This window comes from Arenibacter lacus (assembly GCF_008711145.1).
Taxonomy (GTDB): Bacteria; Bacteroidota; Bacteroidia; order Flavobacteriales; family Flavobacteriaceae; genus Arenibacter; species Arenibacter amylolyticus.
The window spans coordinates 1-5,491 of record NZ_VVIN01000105.1 but is presented as its reverse complement, the minus strand read 5'-3'; the positions used below and the strand labels follow the sequence as shown (position 1 = coordinate 5,491).

Here is a 5,491-nt window from a genome sequence, read left to right as displayed (position 1 = left end):
CCATTCCCCCCTTAAAATCGAACCGTATACACCACCTTCATGGCGGCACCCTTCTGGGTGGTGATCAGTCTTCTATTGACTTCATGGTTATCTAACCAATTGTGGTTATACACAAAAAAGATATCGGTTCCTGGCGTAATGATCCATCTAAAGCGGGTATTGGTTCCCAGTAGGTTACTAACGTCATCGAACTGAATATTGGACGATAGCGAAATATCGGGGGTAAAGTCCAACCCGAGGTCCATCCGGAATAGATTGGTTTTAAATCCGACGGGATCGGCGGTGACCTCGGTATGGGTATACCCACAACTTAAGTTAATACCAGGGCTTGGGCGGACGGTTAACCCCAAACTATAACTTGCAATATTGCCGGTCCAAAATTCCCCAGCTTCGTACTCAAAGGAGCCCGACACCTTCCGATACGAGGCCGTGGAGGCTTCCACCTCATACCTCCAATTCACATACTCGTCGGCGGGTACTATTACGGAACCATCGTTTAGGATATCAAAATCGTTCTCCAGAAATTCGAAACTCCTTGAAATTTCGAATGCTATTCTGTCGTCGGATTCAAACCGAATAGCGCCTAAATTAAATCTCAGATTTTCGGTGAGGAGTTTATTTTCCAGGGAGGTGAGGTATAGGTAGTAGATTCCCCATTCGATTTCCCGTATTAGCTTGCTTCTATTGAACAGGGGTGCGTAGTATATGGCCGGCTGCACCCTTCTAAAACCGTTACGCTGGTTAAATCCTACGGCGGGATCATAGGCCTCTCCAAACTCCCTATAGGATACCCAGGCCGACCAGGGTTGGTTGGGAAAATTAAAACGGAATCCACGCACAGATCGGTCAGACGCGCTAGTAATACTATCCAAGGGAGAACTGGCATTATGCCCCACATAAAAGGCAGAGAATTGGAGGGTTTTACTACCAAAAAGTTCGGAGGTACTTAGGTTGAGATCGGCACCCAAGGTCTTTCTATCTTGCACGGGGATACCGAACAACAGATCATCTTCCGTGCTTCTATGGGTATACAATACCCCTATGGAACTCTCCTTCCAAAAATTGCGCCTATACCTCGCCACGGTAAAATTCTCTGGATTCAGCTCCCCTTGTTTTCCAGTTCGCACATGTAAAAGGGCTATGTTATTCTTCCCCACATTTCCTAGGAGTCGGCCTCCATAGCTAATAGGAATCCGCATCCCATTCACCAGCCCGATTCTCCGACTAAAATAGGGGTTCACATTACTGGAAGGTGCAAATTGTAGAATGGAGGATCCCTCCAGAAAAAAATCCCTCTTTTCTGGAAAACGCAAGGGGAATCGAGTGAGGTTTATCTGCCTATCATCTACCTCAGCCTGTGCAAAATCCGTATTATAGGTAATAGAGGCTTTCAATTGAGAGGTAATATTGTAATTAATATCAAATCCGAGGTCGGCCGTGGTAGTGCTAACGGACTCCTGGTCCACCACCTCATATTCTTTGTTAGACTGGGCAATGGCATAGGGAATCACTTCCAATCCTAGGCCCTGGGATGGATTAACAAGGCCTGTAAGCATCCCGGCATTCTGTGGACGTAGCAACCCTTGATTCCGGCGGTGACCCATCCATAATAGTTCTTCGTTTTTACGCCTGATGGTTCGCTGGAAGTTTATTCCCCAGACGTCTTTCTTAGTATCAAAATTTATGCTACTAAAGGGGATCCTTATTTCTGCTGACCAACCAAAGTCGCCCCTATACGTCCAGGCCTTCCATATCCCATCCCAGTCTTTGTTGAGTATCTGCCCCTGCCCCGAAGAAATGAGTCCATCCCCACGTAATCCAAGGGGATTAATCTCAAAGAAGTAGGCGCTACGCTTGTCCATAAAGGTGTCTAAAATCAATCTAAATCGGTCATCGGTCTCTAGGGAGGCATCCCGTTTCTTTTGAAAAGCCTTTATACCGGACGGATCACTATCATAACAAACTACTGCGATATAAAGGTGTTGACTATCAAAGGCGATTCTTACCTCCGTTTGTTCGGTTGGCACACCCCCTTCTATAGGTTCTTGCATTCGGAAATCAGTATTGGCCGGAATGGACAACCAAAATTCTTCATCTACGATACCATCCATTAGCAGTTCCATCCCCTTTTTGGAATACGCCCTAATTTCCTTCACCTCATTATCTGGATCACTGTCCTGGCCAACTATCAACAAAGGAAGAAAGTACAGGAAGGAGAGTACCATAATCCGAATCCGAAATTTATTGTGATGCGATGTAAAGTCTAGTATTTTGTTTTGCATTTGATTGTATTATTTCTATTATAAAAAACCAAGGGTCGGTTTGATTCATTAGCGCCCGCCTCCTATCGGCAGGAGTTCAATGTTCATCCTGCGTTTAAATTTCCTAAGTCCCAATTCTTCGCAATTGTTCTGTTCAGTTGGGCCTGAATTATTAAAGATAAAAAAAACGCTACACGCAACTCAGGGTTATAATGGTCTTTATGGTCATGGGGAATGATGCTAAGCTCAATATCGGAAAATCCTGGGTAGTTCCCTTTAAGCAGGGAGGCTATCACGGTATTGGAGGGATACGTATATGCTGGCGTGTAGTTTTTATGAAGTCCATCTTTAAGCACTGTTTGATCCTTAGGCTCCAGCAACACCCCCATATTCCGAATTTAGGCAAGTTTTAATTCCGGTTTTGGAGAAGGAATTACCTCGGTTGGCTCCCTCAGAATTATGGAATATTTTTGCGAAGCAAAAATCAATAGTAATAGTAGCAGTGGTAATCTTAGTGGATTAAACATGGGAACCCCATTGATGGGTTATCTGAAATAACTAGGCGATGTAATTGTATAAGACTTCAATAAAAAAACACCCAAGTGCACAGTGCCTAAGCGATGCGACATTGCCGCTTCCAGGGGCAAAGAAAAGGTTTGGAATATGGAATTAATTACCGATTCTAATACTCGTAAAGCAGTTGCTGGTCAGCATTGGTAATATTCAATACCACTCGGTTCCCTTCCACTTGTAGGTTCCTAATGTTAAACCTTATTTCTTTGGTTATATACGCCTCGCAAAGCTCCTCATTTTTCAAAGACAGCCTAATAGTTCTTTGTGGGGGATTCGATTCCATAATTTCGCCGGAATCGATTAGTTTTACTTCCCAACTATCTCCGCTGCAACCACTGGAACTATAGTTGATCTTTAAACAATGGTTGTCTATTTCCAACGTATTGATAGTGACAGTATGGGCAGGGGCGTTTGCATACTGGTCGGCACTAATCAAAACAGTAAGATCACAATTTGCAGTTTTTGTGGTATCGTCATTATCGGAACAACTAAATGTTAAGCCTCCGACAAGGGTTACAATTACAATTTTCAGCTTAAAGTAATTCATCTCAATCTAATTTGGGGTCATGTGTATTAGGCCAACTATGCGATCTAAACCTGTAGAAAGTTACGCAATTTTTGTACGATTTTAGGTAGGCGGTGTAGTAAATATGATTTCTGAATACCCCGTATACCCTATTGATACTTATAATTTAAGATGAACCCTTTTAAACGCTTCACAAAATTCACTTAACTAGAAGAAAACTAATTGATACAGCTATAATCCTCAGCGAAACTCCACAAATTCTCAGTCGCTATTGCCAGCGAAAAAGACATGTTCTATTCTTGTACCAAACTGAGGGAAGGCACCTTGAGCGATGGAAAATAATAGCCTTCCATTAACTATAAGTTATAACTGATACTAATAAGATAGTGTATGGGAAAATCACTTTTACATTCTACGGCATATCTATTGGCCCTGTATTTTTTTATGGCGTGTTCCCAGGGTAAATCCAACAAATCCAAAGCTTCTTCGGAAGAAAATGAACATACCTACCACATTACCATCCATGGTGGCCAAACCTACTCTGGGCAGGTTCCAAAATCACAGGCCGGAATTTTCTGGCCATTTTCTATGGTAAGCTATAGCGAGGAGGTAAACAGCAAGGTATTGGCGGGAACCTTAATGGATGCAGGGAAATTTCAAGTGGGTATCGGTTTAAAATTGAATGAAAACAACCGGCCCATTTTAGAGGGTGATGGACCAGGATTAGTATTTGGGGAATGGAATAGCCAGCAAAAATATACTCCGGTTGGGAGTCCCAAAATGACCTTGAAGAACTACCAGGAGCACAATATTTCCTTTGCTGGAGAAAAGGGTGTAGGAGCCTCTTATACCTTGGAGTTCCAAGGAACATTTAAAGCTAATGGAACCGAAGAAACGGTGGAGGTCAGTGGAAAAATAACTTCCGCTGCACCTTAAATAGTATATCTGTCTAATTTAGACCTACGCCTAAAAAGACCCCAACAGACTGGCAACCAACCTTTAACAAAGCATTAATACCACTAATTATTTAAACAAATACTTCATGAAAACAACTATTAAATGGTCCCTTGTAATGGGCTGTCTTATCTTTGCAAATGGATTAACTATCGCCCAGTACAAGGAAAACATCCCCTTAAAAGACCTTCTTCTGGGGAAATGGGAAGTACAGGGAACTATAATGGGGAAAGATGGCAATGGATGGGTGGTACCACATAGCCATTCCCACAAAGAGTGCGGATTAGATCACAGCGAATTTAATGAGAACCATACAGTTACGGAAGTAACCTACACCAGTGATTGCGAAACCAAGGAACGCGTTTTTGAATGGAGCATTGAGGATGAGGATACCTTGACACTAAGTAGTGGGGATCGCAGTATTAAATGGCACATCCTTAGCATAGAAGACACTATTATGAAGGTAGGGTTACAGCTAAATCCTAATTCTGAACGGAGGATGTATGTTAGTTATAAGAAAATGCAGGAATAGGTTAGCTACCGAAGCATAGCGAATAGGTCTTTCCAATAGGACCTATCTTCCCATTGGTGGTAGCACGCTTTCTGCTGGTCCGTAGGATTATTTATTTTAGGCTCGCCATAAATTACATCCCCCTGCCAACTTTTGGCTTTACAACGGTAACATTTTATTTGTTTTAATACGGGCATACTATTGTTGGTTTATTAGTCACCACTAATATCGATGACTGCACTCTAATTTATTGATTTAGTTGTAAAAAAACTACAATTAGAATTCATAACGAAAAATCGGCAGATATAGTATGACTCCATGGACGAACATTATCAAAATACAGTATAGAAATCCCATTTTCAGTAAAACAGGCTGTTCGATCTCGAAAGCACCCCATAACCTAATCAGCCTCAACTAACTAGAAACACATAGCCCTTAAAATTTCTATAATTTTTTTACTGATTTTTACCGATAAGTGATTTTTTTATTGTATATTTATATAATCATATTTCGGGGTGCTTTTATAGGACATGAAGGCTGAGAAAATACCCGTTGAACTTATCAGATAATGCTGACAAGGGGAAAATATGAGCGCAAAGGGAACTAGGAACGGTCTATATTGTTTTTGTTCCCTTTGTTTTTTTATACCCTTCCGGTTTTATTCCT

5 protein-coding genes are annotated in these 5,491 nt (G+C 41.8%); 2 read left to right on the top strand and 3 right to left on the bottom strand.

Features of this window, described 5'->3' with window-relative positions; genetic code table 11:
• Positions 1 to 11: 11 nt before the first annotated feature.
• The 3 genes from F1E73_RS16215 to F1E73_RS16205 form a co-directional block, all read right to left on the bottom strand.
• A complete protein-coding gene (locus F1E73_RS16215) occupies positions 12 to 2,282 on the bottom strand; it encodes a carbohydrate binding family 9 domain-containing protein (protein ID WP_223883488.1) in 2,271 nt (756 codons plus the stop codon).
• An 83-nt stretch (positions 2,283 to 2,365) separates the two neighbouring features.
• Positions 2,366 to 2,650, bottom strand: a complete 285-nt coding sequence (locus F1E73_RS16210) for a hypothetical protein (RefSeq protein WP_150452547.1) — start codon at positions 2,648 to 2,650, stop codon at positions 2,366 to 2,368.
• Positions 2,651 to 2,943: 293 nt separating this feature from the next.
• Positions 2,944 to 3,381, bottom strand: a complete 438-nt coding sequence (locus F1E73_RS16205; RefSeq protein ID WP_150452546.1) for a hypothetical protein — start codon at positions 3,379 to 3,381, stop codon at positions 2,944 to 2,946.
• A 369-nt stretch (positions 3,382 to 3,750) separates the two neighbouring features.
• Between F1E73_RS16205 and F1E73_RS16200 the strand changes: the two genes are divergently transcribed.
• Positions 3,751 to 4,296, top strand: coding sequence for a hypothetical protein (locus F1E73_RS16200; RefSeq protein WP_086477619.1), 546 nt, complete (start codon positions 3,751 to 3,753; stop codon positions 4,294 to 4,296).
• 106 nt (positions 4,297 to 4,402) lie between these two features.
• Positions 4,403 to 4,846 carry a lipocalin family protein gene (locus F1E73_RS16195; protein WP_150452545.1) on the top strand — a complete coding sequence of 148 codons (444 nt, stop codon included), beginning with the start codon at positions 4,403 to 4,405 and terminating at the stop codon, positions 4,844 to 4,846.
• Positions 4,847 to 5,491 lie beyond the last annotated feature (645 nt).

What these genes read in the sequence shown, in the direction of transcription:
- F1E73_RS16215 (WP_223883488.1), bottom strand. Translation starts at nt 2,282, where the DNA reads ATGCAAAACAAAATACTAGACTTTACATCGCATCACAATAAATTTCGG.
- F1E73_RS16205 (WP_150452546.1), bottom strand. Translation starts at nt 3,381, where the DNA reads ATGAATTACTTTAAGCTGAAAATTGTAATTGTAACCCTTGTCGGAGGC.
- F1E73_RS16195 (WP_150452545.1), top strand. Translation starts at nt 4,403, where the DNA reads ATGAAAACAACTATTAAATGGTCCCTTGTAATGGGCTGTCTTATCTTT.
- F1E73_RS16200 (WP_086477619.1), top strand. Translation starts at nt 3,751, where the DNA reads ATGGGAAAATCACTTTTACATTCTACGGCATATCTATTGGCCCTGTAT.
- F1E73_RS16210 (WP_150452547.1), bottom strand. Translation starts at nt 2,650, where the DNA reads ATGGGGGTGTTGCTGGAGCCTAAGGATCAAACAGTGCTTAAAGATGGA.